Raw genomic sequence first — 18,260 nt, forward strand, 5'->3', positions numbered from 1 at the left:
TATGGAAATCAGCTTTATCATCCCCGTATATAATGGTGAACGGTGTATAGGGGAATGTATCGGCGAGATTCAAAAATGGGATAAAAAGGAAGAGATAGAGATAATTGTAATTGATGACGGGTCAGACGACGGGACGTGGGATGTGCTGAACCGGGCTGCAGAAAATGACGGCAGGATTAAAGTGATACGTATAACGAACAGTGGACAGGGCGTGGCCAGAAATCTCGGTTTTCATGCGGCATCGGGCAAGTATGTGTATTATGCCGATGCCGACGACCGGGCGAACACGGAAGCAATCTATAAGCTTTATATGAAGGCGGAGGAGATGCAGGCGGATGTGGCGATGGGAGGCTACTATCGGATTGGAAACGGAAAGGCAGTGCGGGTACATATGCCTGAAAACGGGTTTGTCAGGCGGACAGGAAAGCCGGAAGATGTAGAAAGGTATCACCGCATCAAGACGGAGAGTGCTTTTGGGTATGTATGGAACAAGCTGTACCGCAAGAGCTTTTTGTCAGAGCATAATCTTTATATGGATGACGTTAAGAAATTGAATATGGAGGACTTTCTATTTAATCTGAAAGTATGGAGCAAGGCGCCTTCATTTTATTGCACCGATTATCCTGTCTATTCTTACATGACGGATCATATTTCTACAACGAGAAATGCTGATCCGGAAATACATATAAAAAGCGCAGCTATGCTCACCGAGCTTTTCTCCTATCTGGAAAAGGAACGTGTGATGGAAGAGAATCTGGACATAGTCATCCCGTTGATTGCGCGAATGTTCTGCTGGTCGCTGATCAAGAATATTCCGTATGAAGGGAGAGAGATGGAACAACTGAGACGAAGGGCCATCGCCTTTGCAGGGACCCTGGAAATACGGTCGGCGGCAGGAACCCCCGGTGCTTCAAAGCATCTGCAGAGGCTTCCCTCGCTGCCACAGCGGATATTCTACCGGTTCTGCCTCCGTGCATTAAGGCGGGGGAAGGTAGGAGGGGTGTGTATGATGTTCTATCTTCTATACCCGGTAATGAGACGATATGTTGATACGGTACTGAAGTAAAGGAGCGAACGCGATGATTAGTGTTATCATCCCTGTATATAATGTGGAACGATATGTTGAAAAGTGCATCTGCTCTGTTCTTGGGCAGACATATCGGGATTTTGAGCTTATTCTGGTAGACGATGGCTCTGAAGACAGTAGCGGGCATATCTGTGATAGCTACGAGAAAAAGGACAGCAGGGTACGTGTGATCCATCGGGAAAACGGAGGGCTGTCTGCTGCGAGGAATACAGGTCTTGCCGCAGCAAAGGGAGAATACATAACGTATATCGACAGCGATGACAGCGTGGAGGCGGGCTATCTGGAAGAGCTGCTTGGCAATGCCCTCAGGTATGATGCGGATGTGTCAGTGTGCGCCTATCGGCCTGTGTGGGAAGGGAAGCCACGTATGCAGAGACCGTTGAAAGAGAATCCGGATGTGCAGGTATGTACGGGAAGAGAAGCGGTCTGGAAAATTGTAGCTGAGAATGACAGGAAGATGATTACGGCCTGGGGAAAGCTGTATCCGTGTCGGATGAAGCCTCTTCTCACGTATCCGGAAGGAAGGCTGCATGAAGATGAATTTATCACATATCGTATACTCTATACTGCGGACACGGTTGCCGTGTCTCAGCGTCCATTGTACTGCTATTTGCAGCGTGGAAGCAGTATCATGAACAGCGGTTACAGTGAGAGGCGGCTCGACAAGATTGCGGCCCTTGAAGAGGCGGTGGCATATTTTGACAAGGCGGGGGATGAGGAGATGACAAGGTACGCGCGGAAACGGTATCTTCTCCAGCTCTCAATTGCGTGTTACAAAGTATCGGCTTTCATGCCGGAGGATACGAAGCTGGCCGGCCGATTGCAGAAGGAATGGCACACCTGCTACAAGAAGTATTGGAACAGCATCAAGGGCATATCCGGCGTAACCGACAGAGCCGCAGTCAGGATATATGCCGCCTCACCTATGGCATATAGGCTTGCCGCGCGCGTGTATGAAAAAATATATAGAAAGGTGTGAAGATGCTGGTGAAAAGGTCTGATACGAAAAGTCGAAGAAGACGCATATGGACGACGGCATTTATTCTTATATTGACTGCAGGTGCTTTCGTGCTGAAAAAGTATAATGCGGGACTTAGCTACACTTATACAGAGAGCAGGGACATGGTGGAGAATCCTTATCAAGGTTCCTATTTCCAGTGGAGTACGAAAGACGCGGAAGGAATCTATGACGTAATAAGCAGGAACCCGGGCTGCCGTCTGGTTCTGCTGACGTATAACCTGGATGATGAAAGAGATAGGAAGGCCATACGTGAGGACAAGCTGAAGGAACTTTCCCGTGCGCTTAACATAGCAGAGGATCTTGGTCTGTCAGTCATATTCCGCGGAGCGTATGACTTTGCAGGAGAATATAAAGATCCAGAATTTGAGATTATGCTGGCGCATATCCGGCAGACAGGAACGGTGCTGAACATGCATAAAAGCTGTCTTGCGGGGGTCCAGGCCGGCATGATAGGCGCATTCGGAGAGTGGACGCAGAGCAGATATATGGAAGAGAAGAAGTATCGCATGGAGGTAGTGGAGGCGTGGATGGAGGTGCTGGATCCAGTAGTCCCAATATCCGTCCGGAGGCAGAAATTCATCCGGGAAGCGGAAGAATGGGGACTTGAAACAGACAGAATCGGGGTGTACAATGACGGGCTGTTTTCCAGTGACAGCGATCTCGGGACATACAGGGAAGACTATGACAGGAAGGATGACCTGGCCTGGACGTCGAAAAATATGAAAGTACCGTTTAACGGTGGTGAGATGCCGTTTGTGAGTGAATTTACACAGATTGACAACGTTGTAAAAGAAGCCCGCCAGCTGAATCTTTCTTATCTCAATCAGGAGTATAATCATGAAGTATGGGAGCTGTGGGAGAAGCAACGATATGAAGGCATGGCAGGGGATGAATATGTTAAGATGTATCTCGGATGCCGTCCGTGGGTGAAGACGGTGAAAACGGACAGACACCTGCAGCAAAGAGATACTGTAAGTATAAAAATAGATTTGAGAAACAGCGGATTTGCCATGATGAGCCCAGAGTATCATGTGTATGTTGTCCTTAAGTGCGGCGGGAAGACGGCAAGGGCAGAAGCAGAAGGTGCTATGGAGAATAAAGAGAGAGGGACATTCTCTGTGAAAGCATCCAATCCTTTTGCGGGAGCTGATGCTGAAAAGTACGGTATATCTGTTGGGATTCAGATTTCACGGGATAAGGAAGATGAGATAGAGGAATCTTATTGTCTCAGACTTGCAAATAAAGGAACGATATACGAGGATGGGGTTAACTATCTGCTGACACAGCGCTGATATGCTGGTGAACATATGAAGGGTATAAAAGATGAGTATTTTCTTAAAACGGAGCTGGCTGCAGAAGGCTTATGGCGCATGCTGCGAGATTGCCTTCATTTGGCTGGCCGTGCTTCCGAAGAAAAAGAACAGGATAGTATTTGACAATTTCGGAGGGCGCGGCTTCGGCTGCGATCCGAAGTATATTGCACTGGAGCTGCTGAGGAGAAGGTCAGACCTGGATCTTGTATGGCTGAGCCGCGATATGAAGGCAGAACTTCCTCCGGGAGTGCGGCCGGTGAAATATGGTGGTGCCAGAGCGCTGTTTGAACTGGCCACGGCCGGCGTATGGGTAGATAATTTCAAAAGTGCCTTACGCATACCGAAGAAAAGAGGTCAGTATTATATTCAGACGTGGCACTCATCCCTTGGACTTAAGAAGAATGAAAGAGACGCAGTACAGCTTGACAGCTCATATGTGAGAAGAGCGAAACGGGACGCTGCCGCCACGGATCTTATGTATGCCAACAATACGTTCAGGGAAGAGAAGTACCGGAACAGTTACTGGTATGACGGGAAGGTAATCCGATGCGGCCATCCAAGAAATGGGATTCTGGTACATCCGTCTACACTGGTCAATAATAAAGTGAGAGAGCGCTATCATCTGCCGGATGATGTGAAAATATTACTCTATGCCCCCACATTCCGGTCGAGGGCCGGCATAGAAGCATACCGATTCATTGCCGGATCCTGCCTTGCGGCATGTGAAGAAAGGTTCGGAGGGAAGCATGTCTGCTTCCTGCGGCTGCATCCTAACGTGGCAGGACGGGAACAAGAGATAATCGGTTCGGATAATTTGGTTCCGGTGACAGATTACCCGGATATGCAGGAACTGATGGCAGCGGCCGATGTGCTCGTCACTGACTATTCAGGCAGCATGTTTGAATTTATGCTGACCGGAAAACCGGTATTTCTGCTGGCAAAGGATCTTCAAGAATATCTAGCCGAGGAAAGAGAACTGTATTTTGCCTTTGAAGATCTCCCCTTTCCCATGGCACAGAACGAAAAGGAGCTTGCCGCCCTGATATCATCTTTCGATTCCGAAGAATACGGGGAAAAATGCAGAACCTTCATGGATGCCATCGGTATGAAAGATGATGGACGCGGGGCGGAGGTGATAGCGGATGTCATTCTGGAGAAAATGGGTCTTTTGTGACACTCTCCGGCAAAAGCTATTAAAAATGGAAGGAATTCTATATTACTTATAGGAATTATCGCGGTGAACATCGTTCCTTTCATACGATATATAGTACAACATTGTACAGCCTATACAAAATATACAAAGACTCTGAAGGCGGAACTTATCTTCGGGGTCTTTTTGCTTTGCCGCAGGAAGGAAATAACCGCGGAAATTGTGCGATAAAATCGTTAGTTATTTATTTAACAAATTGAAAAATGAAGAATAATCTTTATTATTTCGTCATTATGACGAATTGAATGTCAATTTTATAACGATAGTTGCTATTTTCTACAAATTCATGTACAATGTTTTTAGGTGATGCAGGGGGCGGTCGACATGAGTTGTCGACACCTGTTTGTTTTTATCGTAGTACTATTTTTATCAGAAAGTGCATAGTAAATCAAAGGAAAGAGAAGGGGGAATAATATGTTTGATGCAATTAATTCTTTCGTAACAACCATTAATGGATGGGTATGGGGCTGGTTCATGATTATCCTGCTGTTTGGTACCCATGTGTTTATGACGATACGTACAGGATTTATCCAGAGAAAGACACTCTCGAAGGGTATTAAGCTGTCCGTAACAAAAGACCCGGAAGCAGAAGGTGAGGTATCACAGTTCGGAGCCCTTACAACCGCGCTGGCGGCTACCATCGGTACCGGTAATATCATCGGTGTGGGTACGGCCATAGCAATCGGAGGACCTGGAGCAGTGTTGTGGTGCTGGCTCATCGGCGTATTCGGAATTGCGACGAAGTATTCAGAATCCTTAATCGCAGTTAAGTACAGAGTTAAGACAGAGGACGGCCGTATGCAGGGTGGTGCCATGTGGGCTCTGGAACGGGGACTTAACATGAAGTGGCTCGGTGTTACATTTGCAGTGCTTGCAGGATTCGCTTCCTTCGGTATCGGCTGTGCGACACAGGTTAATGCAATCGCAACCGTATGTAACGAGAACCTTGGCCTTCCGAAGTGGCCAATCGGTATCGTAGTTGCAGTCCTTACCGGAATCGTTATCTTTGGTGGTATCAAATCTATCGCAAGAGTATGTGAGAAGCTGGTTCCTTTCATGGCTATCTTCTATGTAATCGGATGTATTATTATCTTAGGTATGAACTATGACTTCATCATCCCGGCACTGGCAACAATCGGCAGACTTGCCTTTACACCAGGTTCCGCAGCAGGCGGCCTTGTGGGCGGCGGTCTCATGATTGCCATGAAGATGGGTGCTGCAAGGGGATTGTTCTCTAACGAATCTGGTATGGGTTCTGCTCCTATCGCGGCGGCAGCAGCTCAGACGAGAAATCCGGTTCGTCAGGCGCTCGTATCTTCCACAGGTACATTCTGGGATACGGTAGTTGTATGTGCGATGACAGGTCTTGTACTTGTTACGACTATCATGAAGAATCCGTCTATCAATGCTGACCAGATTGAAAACGGCGGTGTTCTTACATCCATGGCATTTAGCCAGATTCCGTACCTCGGACCAATTATTCTGACACTTGGCATTATCTCATTTGCCTACTCTACGATTCTTGGATGGGCTTATTACGGAGAGCGTTGTGTGGAATATTTTGCAGGCAGTAAGGTAATGTTCGTATATCGTATCCTTTATCTTCTGGTTGCAGCCATTGCACCAATTATAGCTCTTGACCTCGTATGGCTGATTGCCGATACGCTGAATGCGCTGATGGCAATACCAAACCTTGTTGCCGTACTGTTATTGTCCAATGTAATCGTAAAAGAGACGAAGAAGTACATAAACGACCTCGATGCAAAAGACGATACGCCGGTACCGGTTATCAAAGACTAAAAATATTTTCAAATTTGACTTGACAAATGCACTTTGGTGAATTAAAGTATATGTTGTAAATAAGAAAAACCGTTGAGAAAGAAGAGTAGATTATCTTGCGACATCCAAGAGAGCGGCAGGTGGTGTGATTGCCGTATGAAGGAGATAGTTGAATGGACTTTCGAGGGCGGCCTGAAATCATATGAGAGTATGGCCTGTCGGGAACCGAACCCGTTATCAATCAGGAGTGTATGTTAGTACATGAGAAAAGTGGACGATTCGTCAATTTGAGTGGTACCGCGATAATAAGAGTCAATTATTACCGCCTCAAACCTAAAGGTTTGGGGCGGTTTTTTGCGCGTGGTAGAGATTGCGGGCATTTTCAGCATTAACCAGATGATGCGCTGACGCAAGCATCTGGTTAATGCTGAAAATAACAGCGGGGCACCCGCGACCGAGTGACCGGAAGTCACGAGGTGCCCGCAATCCAAGTTGGTTATGTTTTCAGACTCAGCCATCTATCGCCTGCCAGCTCTACTATGATTTTCTCTCCTAACAGCAAAAGGAATCTATGAAAAGAAAAGGAGAAAGAACAATGAAAAAGAAATTAACAGCTGGATTATTAACAGCGGCAATGACAGCAGTATTACTATCAGGATGCGGAGATTCTTCCAAATCATCCGGAGGCTCTGAAAAGGAGAGCTACACTATCGGTATTGAGCAGTTTGCAGAGCATGGTTCTCTGGACAACTGCAGAGAAGGATTTTTAAAAGGACTTGAGGAGGAAGGCATCAAAGAGGGCGATAACCTGACAGTTGAGTATAAGAACGCAGCGGCAGATATGGGAACGGCGGGACAGATATCCGACGGCTTCGTCTCTGACAAGGTTGACATGATCTGTGCGATAGCGACACCGACGGCCCAGAGCGCGTACAATGCGGCAATGGACAGCCAGATTCCGGTCATCTATACGGCGGTGACGGATCCTGTTGCGGCAGAGCTTGCAGACGAGGAAGGGACTCCGGCAGGAGAGGTGACAGGAACGTCCGACAAGCTTCCTGTAGAAGAGCAGCTGAAGATGATCCGGGAAATGCTTCCGGATGCCAAAAAGATAGGAATCATGTACACGACGAGCGAGGCGAATTCCGTATCAGCTATAGCAGAATACAAAGAGCTGGTCGGAAAATATGATTTTGAACTTGTGGAAAAGGGAATCACGGCAACCGCAGACGTATCTCTCGCGGCAGACGACCTTCTAAGCCAGGTGGACTGCATCACGAACCTTACGGACAATACGGTCGTGGCATCGCTGCCGACGATTCTTGAAAAGGCGAATGAGAAGAAGATTCCGGTGTTCGGCAGCGAAATCGAGCAGGTAAAGATTGGATGTCTTGCGGCAGAAGGAATTGACTATATCGCACTCGGCCGGCAGACAGGGCAGATGGCGGCAAAGGTGCTCAAAGGAGAGGCCAAGGCCTCGGAGATGAACTTTGAGCTTATCACGGAACCAGGATTTTATGTAAATACAAAGGTGGCGGAGAATCTCGGAATCTCTGTGCCGGAGACGCTTTCAGCAGACGCGGTTGAAAGCTTTGATGAGATTACAAAGTAGAAGCGGAAGTATAATTCGTATGCGGGAGGCATTTTCATGAACTTGATTGTAACCATTATTGAACAGGGACTTATATATGGGATATTGGCGCTGGGGGTCTATATCACATACAAGATACTTGACTTTCCAGATCTTACGGTGGACGGAAGTTTCCCGCTCGGGGCAGCTATTACAGCTGCCCTTGTCACACGGGGAGTGAATCCGTACCTGGCTCTGCTTGCCGCGTTTGCAGCAGGGGTGCTGGCAGGCATATGCACAGGGCTTATCCATGTGAAGTGCAAGGTGAGGGATCTGCTGTCGGGGATTATCATGATGACAGCGCTCTGGACAGTAAACCTCTATATTGCGGGCACGTCGAATGTACCGCTCTTTTCCCAGAAGACGATTTTCAAGAACGATATGATAAGCGGCATCGTGCCTGACGCTTTAAAGCCGTATACGACATTGGCGGTCATCCTCATGCTTACGATACTGAGCAAGGTGCTCCTCGATTTGTACCTGAAGACAAAATCAGGATATCTCCTGCGTGCGGTCGGGGACAACGATACGCTTGTCACCTCGCTTGCCAAGGACCAGGGGAATGTGAAGATCCTTGGCCTCGCCATAGCGAACGGTCTCGTATCGCTGGCAGGATGTGTATTCGCCCAGGAAGAGAGGGTATTTGAGATATCCATGGGGACAGGAGCGATTGTCATCGGCCTTGCAAGCGTCATCATCGGCACAAGCATATTCAAGAAGATGACATTTTTGAAGGCAACGACGTCTGTGCTGATAGGTTCTGTCATATACAAGGCATGCGTCGCGGTCGCCCTCAAGAATTTTGAACCGCAGGCGATGAAGCTGATTACGGCGGTTCTGTTCCTTATCATCCTCATCATCAGCATGGAGAGAAAGAAGAAGGTGAACAAAAATGCTTGAGCTTAAGGGAATCGAGAAATATTATAATCCGGGTACGATAAATGAAATGTGCCTCTTTCATAATTTTAATCTCAAGATAGAGCAGGGCGAGTTCCTGTCCGTCGTGGGGAGCAACGGTTCAGGAAAAACTTCCATGCTGAATATCGTATGCGGCAGCATACCGTTGGAGGCCGGCCGGATATTTATCAATGAAAAGGATATCACAAAGGAAAAGGAATACCGCAGAAATGAGCGGATTGGCAGAGTGTACCAGAATCCTGCCATGGGGACGTGTCCGTCCATGACCATTCTGGAGAACATGTCTCTTGCAGACAATAAAGGGAAGCTCTACGGCCTTGGAAGAGGGACGAACAAGGCGAGGATCGGCTATTACAGGGAGCAGCTGAGCCAGCTTGGCCTGGGGCTGGAGGATAAGCTGGATGTCAAGGTGGGGTCGCTCTCAGGCGGACAGCGGCAGGCAATGGCCCTGCTCATGTCAACGATGACGCCCATCGAATTCCTGATTCTGGATGAGCATACGGCAGCCCTTGATCCGAAGACCGCGGAACTCATCATGGAACTGACGGATAAGATTGTCAGGGCAAAGAAGCTGACGACTATCATGGTCACCCACAACCTCCGGTACGCGGTAGAATACGGTAACCGTCTTCTCATGATGCATCAGGGAGAAGTCATCCTGGATAAGAAGGGCGAAGAAAAAGACCATGTTACGGTGGATGATATTCTGAAACTTTTCAATGAGATAAGCATAGAATGCGGCAACTGATGGCCGCATTCTGAATCTCGTTTCAGGTCGAAATAATTATATACAATTTGCAGAGCCGTTGCAGGCTCTATTTTTGTGAATTATTTTTCGGGCGCTGACATTGACGCTATACATCGGGAATGGTAAGATTAATAGGTGAGTAAAAGCACATGATGTTGTGATGGTGCCGGACGGCTATACTAAATATGGGTTGACATCGGAGAGAAGGAAGGTTTGCTTGAATGAAAAATGAAGTAAAAGTAGTAAAAAAAGACGGTACAAAAGAAGAGTTTAACGTGCAGAAGGTGGTGGTGGCTGTAAACAAATCCGCCTACCGGGCACTTGTGAAATTTACAGAGGAGGAGCTTGGCTTTATCTGCAGCTTCGTGGAAGAGAAGGTGGACGCCAGGAATGTTGCGGAGGTCCCGATTGCGGAGATGCACAATGTGGTCGAAGGCGCCCTTGAGAAAGTGAATCCTGTCGTGGCCAAGAGCTACAGGGACTACAGGAACTACAAGCAGGACTTCGTCCAGATGCTGGATGAGGTATACAAGAAGAGCCAGTCGATCATGTACATCGGGGACAAGGAAAACAGCAATACGGACAGCGCGCTCGTGTCTACGAAGCGGAGCCTGATATTTAACGAGCTGAACAAGGAACTGTACAAGAAATTCTTCCTTACGGTCGAAGAAGTACAGGCTATCAGGGACGGATACATATATATCCACGACATGTCTGCGAGGCGCGACACGATGAACTGCTGTCTCTTCGATGTAAAAGCGGTATTAAACGGCGGATTTGAGATGGGGAACCTCTGGTACAATGAACCGAAGACGCTGGATACTGCATTTGACGTAATCGGCGATATCGTGCTGAGTGCTGCAAGCCAGCAGTACGGCGGCTTTACTGTACCGAGCGTGGATGAGATTCTGGCTCCCTACGCTGAAAAGTCCCACAGGAAGCTGATTGAGAAATATACACGGCTGGGGCTTGATGAAGATACGGTACGGAAGGTTGCCTGGGCAGATTTGGAAAAGGAGATGGAACAGGGCTTCCAGGGATGGGAGTACAAGTTCAATTCTGTGTCTTCCAGCAGGGGAGACTATCCGTTTATCACTGTCACGGCGGGTACCGTGACGAATGAGTACGGTAAGCTTGCCACGAGGAAGATGCTGGAAGTCAGAGGCGGCGGGCAGGGCAAGGAAGGACATAAGAAGCCGGTGCTGTTCCCTAAGATTGTATTTTTATATGATGAGAACCTTCACGGACCGGGAAAACCGCTGGAAGATCTGTTTGAAGCAGGCATAGAATGTTCTGCCAGGACGATGTATCCTGACTGGCTGAGCCTTACCGGAGAGGGTTATGTCTCCAGCATGTACAAGAAATATGGCAAGATCATAAGCCCGATGGGTTGCCGCGCATTCCTTTCGCCCTGGTATGAAAGAGGAGGGATGGAGCCGGCGGATGACAGAGACGAGCCTGTATTCGTAGGCAGGTTCAATATCGGTGCCATCAGCCTGCATCTGCCTATGATTTATGCGAAAGCCAAGCAGGAGAGCAGGGAGTTCTTCGAAGTGCTGGACTATTATCTGGAGCTTATACGCCAGCTCCACATCCGGACATACGAATATCTTGGCGAGATGAAGGCGTCCACCAATCCGCTCGCTTACTGTGAAGGCGGGTTCTACGGCGGACATCTGGGACTGTATGACAAGATTAAGCCGCTTCTTAAGTCGGCAACCGCATCCTTTGGCATTACCGCTCTGAATGAGCTTCAGCAGCTGCACAACAAGAAGTCGCTTGCGCAGGACGGCCGGTTTGCGATTGATACGCTGCAGCATATCAATGACAAGATCAATGAGTATAAGGAAGCAGACGGACATCTTTATGCCATTTACGGTACTCCGGCGGAGAACCTGTGCGGCGTCCAGATACAGCAGTTCCGCAAAAAGTATGGTATTATAGAAAATGTTTCCGACCGGGAGTACGTGAGCAACAGCTTCCACTGTCACGTATCGGAGGAGATCACTCCGATTCAGAAGCAGGATCTGGAGGGCCGCTTCTGGAACCTGAGCAACGGCGGGAAGATTCAGTATGTAAAATATCCGGTCAATTATAATAAAGAGGCGATAAGGGCGCTTGTCAGAAGAGCCATGGAGAAGGGGTTTTACGAAGGTGTGAACCTGTCTCTGTCTTACTGCGACGACTGTGGACATGAGGAACTGTCTATGGATGTCTGCCCGGTATGCGGCAGCAAGAATCTGACGAAGATAGACCGTATGAACGGCTATCTGTCCTATTCAAGAGTTAAGGGTGACACGCGCCTTAACGCGGCCAAGATGGCAGAAATAGCAGAAAGGAAAAGTATGTAGAAGATGCGGTATCATAATATTACGAAAGATGACATGCTCAATGGTGACGGACTGCGCGTTGTATTATGGGTATCCGGGTGTTCACACGGCTGTAAAGGCTGCCACAATGCGGTTACGTGGAATCCGGATGACGGTCTCATATTTGATGAAGAAGCAAGACAAGAGATATTTCAAGAGCTGGATAAAGATTATGTGAATGGAATAACCTTTTCAGGAGGCGACCCGCTGCATGCTGCTAATGTGGCAGCGGTAACTGAGCTGGCGTGCGAAATCAGGAAGAGATATCCCGGCAAGACGATTTGGCTCTATACAGGCAGCGTCTGGGAGGAAGTCAAAGACCTGGAAGTGATGGAGTATGTGGACGTGCTTGTGGACGGGGAGTTCATAGAAGAGAAAAAGGACAGCACGCTCCACTGGAAGGGAAGCTCCAACCAGCTGGTTATCGATGTGAAAAATACGAAGAAGACAGGAGAGATAGTGTTACATGGCTAAGAGAGTTGCACAGTTCCATAAAGTTAGTTTTGAGCAGTTTAAGACAGATATCAGAGATACGTTCGGAGCAATAGACGACAGCGAGATAAAGGAAGTGTATGAATCTGTCCGTCTGCCTGAGAGAGCGACTGCTGGTTCCGCCGGTTATGACTTTTTTACACCGGTACCTGTCGTGCTCCATCCGGGAAAAACAGTGAAGATACCGACAGGAATCCGGGTCGAGATGCAGGAAAACTGGGTGCTGAAATGCTATCCGAGAAGCGGGCTTGGGTTTAAATTCAGGCTGCAGCTCAACAATACAGTCGGAATCATAGACAGCGATTACTTCTATTCTGACAATGAAGGGCATATTTTTGCCAAAATAACAAATGATACAAATGAAGAAAAAATAGTAGAGCTTGAGGCAGGTGCCGGATTCATGCAGGGCATATTCGTCGAATACGGGATTACGATGGATGACGATGTGACCGGGACCCGTAACGGAGGGTTCGGAAGCACATCAAAATAAGTGGTGATTCCATTCTGGGACAGGTCAAATGCCGGTTGGGGACGGAGGTTTTTTAAAAAACCTCCGTCCCCAACCGGCATTTGACCTGTCCCAGATGGTATATTTCCTCTGTTTCCGGGGCAGTCTAACCGTGGAATATTATCTTATCAGATTCATGGAGGGACTGTTATGCCGGAAAAGAAGAAAGTAACTGCATCGAGAGAAGAGAGTACGGAATATCTGAATAAGGTTCTGCCGGTGCAGGACAGTTTTGATATTATACAGCGGGATATGATGATAGGGGGAAGGGTCGCGTCCTTCTACTTTATCGATGGATTTACAAAAGACGAATCCATGTTGAAAATCATGGATTCCATGTTCAAAGTGACGGAGGAGAATATGCCGGTAGACGCGACTGCGTTTGCGAGGGAGTGCATTCCTTATGTGGAAGTAGATGTCATCGGCGATTTTGACCAGGTGCTCAGAAATATCCTCTCCGGGGTAACCTGCCTGTTCATTGAAGGATACGAAGCATGTATCGCGATAGACTGCAGAACGTATCCTGCGCGGAGCGTAGAAGAACCGGATAAAGACAAATCGCTGCGCGGTTCCAGGGATGGGTTCGTCGAAACTATCGTGTTTAACACGGCTTTGATGAGAAGAAGGATACGCGATCCCCATCTTACGATGCAGATGCTGGAGGTAGGCGACAGTTCACGGACTGATGTGGCAATCTGCTATATGAAAGACCGGGTGGATACGGAACTTTTGAATACGGTCATGACAAGGATAAAGTCTATCAAGACGGATGATCTGCGGATGAACCAGCAGAGTCTTGCAGAGTGCCTGTATAAGAGAAAATGGTTCAATCCATTTCCAAAGTTCAAATTTACGGAACGTCCTGATACGGCGGCGGCCTGCCTTCTGGAAGGGAAAGTGGTCATTCTCGTGGATAACTCGCCGTCAGCTATGATTCTGCCAACCTCTATCCTGGATATGATTGAAGAGGCGAATGATTACTACTTCCCGACCTTGACAGGAATCTACCTGAAAGTGTCCAGAGCGCTGATTACGATTATGACTGTATTCCTTACGCCGCTGTTCCTGCTGTTTATGCAGAATCTGAACTGGCTTCCGGATGTGTTCGCATTCGTGGCGGTGAAAGACATGGTCAATATCCCTCTAATCTTTCAGCTGCTTATACTGGAAATTGCCATAGACGGGCTGCGGCTTGCGGCTCTAAATACGCCGAGTATGCTGAGTACGCCGCTGAGCGTTATCGCTGGCCTTGTCATGGGGGAATTTTCTGTCAAGTCAGGATGGTTCAACGCAGAGGTCATGCTCTATATGGCGTTCGTAGCTGTTGCAAACTACACGCAGCCAAACTTTGAGCTCGGTTACGCCCTCAAGTTCATGCGGCTGCTTCTGCTTGTGCTCACCGCCCTGTTTAACTGGATCGGCTTCGCGGCCGGCTGCATTATCATCGTGTGCAGCCTCTGCTTCAACAAGACTTTATCCGGACGGAATTATTTGAATATTAAATTGAACTAAAATGTGTTATACTAATATAAACAGCACAATCATAGAGCTATAAATAATAACCAAGAGGCCGGCTTGCCGGGCTCTTGGTCTTAGTGTGTGCCTGTGGACAGGAATACTATGTGTAAGATTATATCAGGAGGTTACATATGGAGGCAGAAATTCAACAGAAGAACAGTGACAGCGGACGGGATGAGCGGCTCGGCACGGCACCTCTCGGCCGGCTCATGGCAGGTATGGCGGTACCGGCGGTTGCGGCTCAGCTCATCAACGTTCTCTATAACATCGTGGACAGAATTTATATCGGACATATCGCGGGATATGGGGATGTGGCGCTGACAGGCGTGGGAGTCACCTTTCCTATCCTCATGCTTATCGCCGCGTTCAGTGCGTTCGCGGGTATGGGAGGTGCCCCGCTTGCATCGATACAGCTCGGGAAAAGGGACCATGACAGGGCGGAGCGGATCCTCGGCAACTCCGCAGGGCTGCTGATCATATTTTCCATAGTGCTGACCATTTTCTTCTCCGTGTTCAAGACGCCGATCCTGTATGCGTTTGGCGCCAGCGGACAGACAATATCCTATGCGGAGTCGTACATATCCATCTATCTCATAGGCACGGTGTTCGTGCAGATAGCAGTAGGGCTGAATACATTTATCAGTGGCCAGGGCGAGGCAAGGACAGCCATGTTTTCCGTTCTTATTGGAGCGGTGATTAATATTGTCCTGGATCCGATATTTATCTTCGCCCTGCATATGGGTGTAAAGGGAGCCGCTCTTGCGACAATCATCTCGCAGGCCATCAGCGCGGCATGGGTGCTCCGTTTTCTTCTCTCGGAAAAAAGCGTCATGAGGCTCAGGGTTAAATACATGAAGCTTCAGAAAGATATCGTATTGCATATTGCCGGGCTCGGCGTGTCCCCATTCATCATGCAGAGCACAGAAAGCCTCGTGAGCATCACACTGAATTCAGGACTCCAGAGATATGGGGGTGACCTGTACGTAGGGACAATGTCCATCATGACGAGCGTCATGCAGCTCATCGTCATTCCGGTGCAGGGAATTACCCAGGGAATACAGCCGATTATCAGCTACAATTACGGAGCAGGGAACAAAAAAAGGGTAAAGGGAGCATTTGTCAGGATGCTGCTCGTCTGCTTCGCGGCTACATTTGTCCTCGCGGGAATCGCGGTGCTTGTACCGGGGGTTTACGCCTCTCTGTTCACGAATAACGGCAAGCTGGTAGCCCTGACGTGCAAGTTTATGCCAATATACTTCTTCGGCATTATGATATTTGGGATACAGTCCGCATGCCAGTCTACTTTTCTGGCATTGGGACAGGCGAAGGTATCGCTGTTTATCGCGCTGCTGCGTAAAGTGATCCTGCTCATACCGCTTGCGATCATACTTCCAAAATTCATGGGAGTCATAGGGATATACCGGGCAGAGCCGATAGCGGACATCATTTCAGTGCTTACGACATCGGTATTGTTCGCGTTTACATTTAAAAACGTTTTGCGTAACATGGGAAAAAGTGGTATGATGAGTGCAGGCAAGGAGAAGGAGGACTAGGGTATGAGAGATTATGTTATCACAGTAAACAGCACGGTTGATTTGCCGAAAGAATGGCTGCAGGAGCGAAATGTACCGGTGATACCGCTTCATTATACGATTGACGGCGAGACTTACCCCGATATGGAAGGATTGACTTCCAAAGAATTTTTTGACAAGCTGCGGGAAGGTAAAATGTCAGTGACTTCACAGGTGAATCCTGAAGAGGCGAAGGAAGCGCTGGAACCTATTATAAAAGAAGGAAAAGATGTGCTTCATCTTGGATTTTCATCCGGCCTGAGCGGCACATGCAACAGTATGCAGATAGCGGCGGCCGAACTGGCAGAAGAGTATCCGGAAGCAAAGGTGATTGCCATAGACACGCTGTGCGCGTGCCTCGGCGAGGCCCTGCTGCTATATAAGGTGCTTCAGCTCAAAGAGGCGGGCAAGACAATTGAGGAAGCGGCACAGTGGGCAGAAGAAAACAAGCTCCACATATGCCACAACGTAACGGTCGATGACTTGAACCATCTGCACCGGGGCGGACGTGTATCCAAAGCGACTGCCGTGGTGGGGACGATGGTAAAGATTAAGCCGATTATCCATGTGGATAATAACGGAACGCTTCAGGTAGTCGGAAAGGAACGAGGGCGTAAGAAGTCTCTGAACAAGATTGTAGACATGGCAGTAGAACAGTCGGAAGGCTGGGACAACGATATCATAATGATTACGCATGGCGACTGTATCGAAGAAGCAGAATATGTGGCTTCTCTCGTGCGGGAGAAGATGGGAGTGGATAACATCCTGATCAACAATATCGGTACGGTAATCGGAAGCCATACAGGACCTGGAGTGCTGGCGGTATTCAACATGGGGAATAAAAGATAGGCTGATAAGTGGCACATAATGTAAGAAGAAGGGGCAGATGCTTCCGGGGCTTCAGCACCGGAAGCGTCTGTCCCCTTTATAACATTGCAGAAGGGGTTCCACCATTTCATGCGGAGCAAAAAGGAAAAAGGTGTTTGAGATGAAGCGATTGGAGATTGATTGCAGAATGAAAGAACTGTGGCCTTCCGTCAGAGTCGGCTGTATGCAGTATAAGGTGAAGGTAGATAAGAAAAATGACGAAATGTGGACGTATCTGAAAAAGGATATATTCAAAAAGACAAAAGACAAGATATTTGACTTCGGGGTAAATGATATTCCTAATATCAGGGAATCCCGTCTGGCCTACAAGGCATTCGGCAAGGATCCGAGCAGATACCGGGTATCTTCTGAGGCGCTGATCCGGAGGATAGGGCAGGGGAAGGGCCTGTATGAAGTAAATACGGTGGTGGACGTCAACAATCTGATTTCTATCGAGTCCGGCTTCTCGGTCGGATCCTACGACACAGCCAATATCGGGGAAGAGCTTGTAGTGCGTATCGGCAGGGACGGCGAGACGTACAAAGGAATAGGAAAGGAAGAAATCAACATAGAGCATCTGCCGGTACTTGCCGACGGGAAAGGTGCCATCGGCAGCTCCACAAGCGATTCCGAGCGAGCGATGATAACAGAGGATGCCAAAGAAGTCCTCACGCTCATATATTCTTTTTCGGAGAACAGAGACTTGGAAAAAGCACTGGAATATGGAAGAGAGTATATGGAGAAATACGCCGGGGCGCAGGACATGCAATGCTGGATTGTGAAGTGAAGTGTGGGTTTAGTGAAGCAGGGCGCCGCTGGGGAAGGCAGGGGGCATCTGCTGCGATGCGTCCGGGACTGCGACTATCACACAGATTCCTAAGCCTGTGGAATGTTCGCCGATAGCGGCTCTCATCCCACAAGCTAAGGAATCTGGTGAGGATTCTCCGTCCCTTCCGCTTATACCTTCGCATCTGCCCCCTGCCTCCCCAGCGGCTATCTACTTTACTGGCACGGGCGGGAGTGGCTGTGTGACGTTACTGGCGGTCAGAAGGAATTTATCTGTGCCGGTATATTAATAAAAAAGCTGAGCGAGTGAAAACCTTTGAAAAATGAAATTATTATGAGGAAGAGCCGGAATCAGGTACAGGGCTGTTATATGAGATAACATCCCTTGCCTGATTCCGGCTCTTCTTCCAGCAACGGCGTGCACGCCTCGCTGCAAACGTTTA

General features: G+C 48.4%; 15 protein-coding genes and 1 other annotated feature. All 15 genes read left to right on the top strand.

Annotated features, from left to right (window positions below; translation table 11 throughout):
• Position 1 precedes the first annotated feature (1 nt).
• The 15 genes from HMPREF0980_RS03560 to HMPREF0980_RS03635 all read left to right on the top strand — a co-directional run bounded on the left by HMPREF0980_RS03560 (position 2) and on the right by HMPREF0980_RS03635 (position 17,818).
• A complete protein-coding gene (locus tag HMPREF0980_RS03560; RefSeq protein ID WP_049727746.1) occupies positions 2-1,066 on the top strand; it encodes a glycosyltransferase family 2 protein in 1,065 nt (354 codons plus the stop codon).
• A gap of 13 nt (positions 1,067-1,079) precedes the next feature.
• The gene (locus HMPREF0980_RS03565; protein ID WP_049727747.1) at positions 1,080-2,066 is read left to right on the top strand and encodes a glycosyltransferase family 2 protein; all 987 of its coding nucleotides are present in this window, start codon (positions 1,080-1,082) and stop codon (positions 2,064-2,066) included.
• Positions 2,067-2,068: 2 nt separating this feature from the next.
• Positions 2,069-3,400: a DUF4832 domain-containing protein gene (locus HMPREF0980_RS03570; protein WP_084002641.1), complete on the top strand. Its 1,332-nt coding sequence runs from the start codon at positions 2,069-2,071 to the stop codon at positions 3,398-3,400.
• A gap of 31 nt (positions 3,401-3,431) precedes the next feature.
• Complete coding sequence (locus HMPREF0980_RS03575) at positions 3,432-4,595, top strand: CDP-glycerol glycerophosphotransferase family protein (RefSeq protein WP_049727748.1); 1,164 nt, start codon at positions 3,432-3,434, stop codon at positions 4,593-4,595.
• A 450-nt stretch (positions 4,596-5,045) separates the two neighbouring features.
• Complete coding sequence (locus HMPREF0980_RS03580; protein ID WP_049727749.1) at positions 5,046-6,431, top strand: alanine/glycine:cation symporter family protein; 1,386 nt, start codon at positions 5,046-5,048, stop codon at positions 6,429-6,431.
• Positions 6,432-6,494: 63 nt separating this feature from the next.
• Positions 6,495-6,743: a binding site (T-box leader), on the top strand.
• Positions 6,744-7,005: 262 nt separating this feature from the next.
• Entirely contained in the window at positions 7,006-8,022 is a 1,017-nt protein-coding gene (locus HMPREF0980_RS03590; RefSeq protein WP_049727751.1) for an ABC transporter substrate-binding protein, read from the top strand.
• 36 nt (positions 8,023-8,058) lie between these two features.
• Positions 8,059-8,940: an ABC transporter permease gene (locus HMPREF0980_RS03595; RefSeq protein ID WP_049727752.1), complete on the top strand. Its 882-nt coding sequence runs from the start codon at positions 8,059-8,061 to the stop codon at positions 8,938-8,940.
• Positions 8,933-9,706 carry an ABC transporter ATP-binding protein gene (locus tag HMPREF0980_RS03600; RefSeq protein ID WP_049727753.1) on the top strand — a complete coding sequence of 258 codons (774 nt, stop codon included), beginning with the start codon at positions 8,933-8,935 and terminating at the stop codon, positions 9,704-9,706. The genes HMPREF0980_RS03595 and HMPREF0980_RS03600 overlap by 8 nt, the downstream gene beginning before the upstream one ends.
• A 221-nt stretch (positions 9,707-9,927) precedes the next feature.
• A complete protein-coding gene (nrdD, locus tag HMPREF0980_RS03605; RefSeq protein ID WP_049727754.1) occupies positions 9,928-12,057 on the top strand; it encodes an anaerobic ribonucleoside-triphosphate reductase in 2,130 nt (709 codons plus the stop codon).
• 3 nt (positions 12,058-12,060) lie between these two features.
• Positions 12,061-12,549 (top strand): anaerobic ribonucleoside-triphosphate reductase activating protein, encoded by a 489-nt coding sequence (gene nrdG / locus HMPREF0980_RS03610; protein ID WP_049727755.1) that lies wholly within the window; start codon positions 12,061-12,063, stop codon positions 12,547-12,549.
• Complete coding sequence (locus HMPREF0980_RS03615) at positions 12,542-13,057, top strand: dCTP deaminase/dUTPase family protein (RefSeq protein WP_049727756.1); 516 nt, start codon at positions 12,542-12,544, stop codon at positions 13,055-13,057. Before nrdG ends, HMPREF0980_RS03615 begins: the two co-directional genes overlap by 8 nt.
• Positions 13,058-13,225: 168 nt before the next feature.
• Positions 13,226-14,587, top strand: coding sequence for a spore germination protein (locus HMPREF0980_RS03620; RefSeq protein WP_049727757.1), 1,362 nt, complete (start codon positions 13,226-13,228; stop codon positions 14,585-14,587).
• A gap of 137 nt (positions 14,588-14,724) precedes the next feature.
• A complete protein-coding gene (locus tag HMPREF0980_RS03625) occupies positions 14,725-16,146 on the top strand; it encodes an MATE family efflux transporter (protein WP_049727758.1) in 1,422 nt (473 codons plus the stop codon).
• 3 nt (positions 16,147-16,149) lie between these two features.
• Positions 16,150-17,013, top strand: a complete 864-nt coding sequence (locus HMPREF0980_RS03630; protein ID WP_049727759.1) for a DegV family protein — start codon at positions 16,150-16,152, stop codon at positions 17,011-17,013.
• Positions 17,014-17,179: 166 nt separating this feature from the next.
• Complete coding sequence (locus HMPREF0980_RS03635; RefSeq protein ID WP_242847328.1) at positions 17,180-17,818, top strand: B3/B4 domain-containing protein; 639 nt, start codon at positions 17,180-17,182, stop codon at positions 17,816-17,818.
• Positions 17,819-18,260: the final 442 nt, after the last annotated feature.

It is taken from the genome of Dorea sp. D27, assembly GCF_001185345.1.
In the GTDB taxonomy this organism is placed as follows: Bacteria; Bacillota; Clostridia; order Lachnospirales; family Lachnospiraceae; genus Extibacter.